At 35.2% G+C, this 3,414-nt stretch carries 4 protein-coding genes and 2 pseudogenes; 1 reads left to right on the top strand and 5 read right to left on the bottom strand.

Translation table 11 applies throughout. The annotated features are described in order from the left end of the window. From A9G37_RS07390 to A9G37_RS07370, 5 genes and pseudogenes are all read right to left on the bottom strand, one after another. Nucleotides 1-337 (bottom strand): helix-turn-helix domain-containing protein (locus A9G37_RS07390; RefSeq protein WP_065575101.1); only part of this gene is annotated, 337 nt, incomplete at its 3' end. 15 nt (nt 338-352) lie between these two features. Then, nucleotides 353-811, bottom strand: a complete 459-nt coding sequence (locus tag A9G37_RS07385) for a hypothetical protein (RefSeq protein WP_065575100.1) — start codon at nt 809-811, stop codon at nt 353-355. Nucleotides 812-847: 36 nt separating this feature from the next. Next, nucleotides 848-1,291 (bottom strand): PTS sugar transporter subunit IIA, encoded by a 444-nt coding sequence (locus A9G37_RS07380; RefSeq protein WP_065575099.1) that lies wholly within the window; start codon nt 1,289-1,291, stop codon nt 848-850. Nucleotides 1,292-1,306: 15 nt separating this feature from the next. Beyond that, entirely contained in the window at nt 1,307-1,804 is a 498-nt protein-coding gene (locus tag A9G37_RS07375) for a PTS system mannose/fructose/N-acetylgalactosamine-transporter subunit IIB (protein WP_065575098.1), read from the bottom strand. A 32-nt stretch (nt 1,805-1,836) separates the two neighbouring features. Then, nucleotides 1,837-2,583 (bottom strand): annotated as a pseudogene (locus A9G37_RS07370) (PTS system mannose/fructose/sorbose family transporter subunit IID); the annotation flags it as partial. Between the two features lie 72 nt (nt 2,584-2,655). On the opposite strand from A9G37_RS07370, the pseudogene A9G37_RS13215 reads away from it, so the two are divergent. Next, nucleotides 2,656-3,414 (top strand): annotated as a pseudogene (locus tag A9G37_RS13215) (transposase); the annotation flags it as partial.

The following is a 3,414-nucleotide window of genomic DNA, read 5'->3' as shown; positions in this document are numbered from 1 at the left end:
CAACTTGGCGCCATACCGAAGACTCTATTGGCTTACCATTACCGCTGTTTTTCCGCCTTTTCCTAGCTAAGGTTACCGCATCATGTGCTTGATAGGCTTGATTAGGTTTTGAGTTTCTTTTTATCTCTCGACTTATTGTCGAAGGATGTCTATTGAGTAGCTGGGCTATCTCTTTTTTATTCTTTCCGGCTTGTAATAATACGAAAATCTGGTATCTTTCCTTCCTAGAAAGGTGATTATAATACATAGCAATCTCCAAACTGTGGTGGTGCGAAGGTGCTAGTATAAATCGCCTTTCTACTTTCTTCACTCCACCGTGTTTAAAATTGCACTTCATGTTTGAATCCAGGATTTAAAGACGAAAAAAATAAAAAAACCGTTGAAATAATTGAGCCAACGCCTGAAATACTAAAAAACCTTGAGTACGGATATCAGGAATAAAAACAAAATAATTTAGTATCAATGAAGCAATGAATAAAATAATGATTGGCGCAATACTGATAAAGTAACTTAATTTACTAAATTGTGGAGAAAATGCGTATTTTTTTTGAAAATTAAAGTTATTAACGCAAGTATCGTAATAAGTACAAATAATTAATTCAGCTTTATTTAAATCACCAATATATGCATTGTAATAGTTTTCATATCGTCTTGTTGCTAATTTCAACTTGGCTAGTTTAGCCTCAACCATATAGCCTAATTGAATTAGTTCTTTAGATATCACTCTTAAAAAAGCAATTTTTTGTTTAGCAGAAAATCGTTTACCGAATATGACACAGTATCGGAGCACAAGATCTTTAAGTATTTCCATTATTAATAAACTATTTAGGTATAAAAATTAAAATAATTAATAATCATCCTCATTCTGAGATTGGTTGGAATGAGTAAGATTAGCAATAGCGTCTTGAATATTATCATGACCCGCCTCAAGACACTCTTTGGCTAATTCTTGTACTGACAATGAGTCTCTATTACATACCGCATTAATTACTATTGGTAAGCTCATGCCGGTAATAACTTTAACATTTATACCCAATTCACGCCATTGAGGCACGCATCTCATTGAAGCATTGTAAGGAGAGGCTCCATATAGATCGACAAAAATTAAGACTCCTTTGCCTGAATCTAAAGATTTTGAACAATTAAATAGATCCGTTTTTAATTGATTAATATCTTGCCCTGGATTAAGTGATAGTGTTTCAAATTTGTCTTGTTCTCCAACTATCATTGTTACACTATCTTTCATTCCCGCAGCCATGTTGCCATGACTAATTAATAAGACACCTATCATTTTTACCTTCCTATATTATTCAAACATTTTGATTGCTTCATTTAATGTTATTTTTTTCAATGAAGGCGTTGCTTGAAAGTAGATATCCATATCTGGGTAACTATTTTGTAAATCGATCAATAGATCAAGTTGCTCTTTGTTTATCGATACTTCTTTAATTATTGATGTTGCCCCAGGTACTAGCGGTAAACCTCCAATATTTAGGTTTGTTATTGGTACGCCTGCTCTAATGATTTTATACATTACTTCAATATTTTTAGTAAGTAAGATAACATTAAAGTCATCGTACTTGCGATCATTCCAATATCTTACAGCACCATCTTCTTTTAGTACTCTGATTTTATGTCCAGTGCTAGCTCCGGCGCCTAGAATGATATTTTTTGTGAATTCGTCATTTGCTGAATAGTCATCTGCAACAAATAAAGCATTAGCCCCAGCAGCTTTTGAAACATTAGTTGCAACTTGACCATGAATAAGACGACTATCTACTCGAGCTAAAACAACTTTTCCCATAATTTAAAACCTCTATTTTTTATATAATTATTTTATAAAATACCAAGTGCAGCTAAAACACCAAGTATGATTGTTAATCCAATTAATGCTCTGGTTACTTTTAAACCTTTTTTAGAGAAATAAAAATATAATCCCATTACAACAATAAGTGGTAGCGCACCTGGTAAGATTTTATCCAATGTGTCTTGTATAACGAAATCTTTTCCTGATAAGGTAAATTTTAAACTTGATGAGACTTTGATATAACTGGCAGCTAAGATACCCATCATAAACAAACCTAAAATAGATAAGCCTTCGATAAGCATCTGCATTTTATTACCAACAACTTCTGTTGCAGCGTTTTTCCCTAACTTAAATCCTAATTGAGCAAAATAATATCCAACAAAAAGTTGATAAACTACAAAGGCAAAGAAAGGAAATAATGCCCCAATTGCTAAACCTTCTTGTGCCCAAGGTAGTGCAATTGCGATAAAAATATATTGTACTGTGTCTGAGTCAATAGCATCGCCAATACCAGCTAAAGCGCCCATTAACCCCGCTTTGGTATTATAAAGTACATCATTATCGATACTAATTGGTTTCTTGTTATAAACTTCGTCAGCTCTTACAGACTCAAGTGAGGCCATTATCCCCGAAATCGTTCCCCCCACCCCAAGTTATTTGAGTATTAAAGAACAATAAATGTCTTTGGTAAGCCGCAGCCAGTTAACTTTTTGATTTATATAGTTTTTTAGGATTGGCATTAATCCCCACATTAAAGATGCCGCAAGATAACGATCAACTTTCAGATTGATGACAAAGAGCTCGCTTTTTGGCGAGTTCTTTGATCTAATAATAAGAGGAATTCTTCTATGCTAAAAAAACCAACTCCAGCGACACCAGAAAAAATAGAGCAAATCTCGCTAGATGCGCTTGTCCCTCAAAATCATCTTGTTCGTAAAATAGCTAAAGTCATTGATTTTGAATTTATTCGAGAAGCGGTAGCACCACTTTATTGCCCTAATAATGGTCGTCCAGCAGAAAATCCGGTCAGACTGTTTAAAATCATGTTATTGGGGTATCTTTTCGGTATCCCCACTGAACATCGTCTGGTTCAGGAAATTCAGGTCAATTTAGCTTACCGCTGGTTTCTGGGAATGGGATTAACCGAAAAAGTGATTGACGCCTCAACACTCAGCCAAAATCGTCGCCGTCGGTTTAATAACAGTGAAATTTATCAACAGATTTTTGATAATATTGTTGAGCCCAGTCAATATATTGATGCGCTTAATCAAGCCATCAACGCAGAAAGAGAATTAAACGGAAAAAAGCCTTAAAGCCATCGACGGTAGAGAAATACAAGGAGGTTAAACTCAGTACAACAGATCCGGACAGTGGTTTTATGCATTGGGAAGGCAAGCCTAAAGGATTTTTCTACTTAGATCACCGAACGGTTGATGGCAAACATAATTTAATTACCGATACCTATGTCACAGCTGGAAATATCATGATTCCCAGCCTTACATGGCCTGATTAAAACGCCAGTTAGAGCGGTTTGGCTTTAATCCGGTTGGTGTCGGTCTTGATGCGGGTTATTTTACGGCTCCCATTTGCCATTTACTGCTGGCAGA

The organism is Gilliamella sp. GillExp13 (assembly GCF_001690815.1).
GTDB classification, from domain to species: Bacteria; Pseudomonadota; Gammaproteobacteria; order Enterobacterales; family Orbaceae; genus Gilliamella; species Gilliamella bombi.
The sequence above is the reverse complement of the archived record's forward strand: the minus strand, read 5'-3'. Positions and strand labels throughout refer to the sequence as shown.

Coding starts and splice junctions, on each gene's coding strand:
- A9G37_RS07385 (WP_065575100.1), bottom strand. CDS start 811: ATGGAAATACTTAAAGATCTTGTGCTCCGATACTGTGTCATATTCGGT.
- A9G37_RS07375 (WP_065575098.1), bottom strand. CDS start 1,804: ATGGGAAAAGTTGTTTTAGCTCGAGTAGATAGTCGTCTTATTCATGGT.
- A9G37_RS07380 (WP_065575099.1), bottom strand. CDS start 1,291: ATGATAGGTGTCTTATTAATTAGTCATGGCAACATGGCTGCGGGAATG.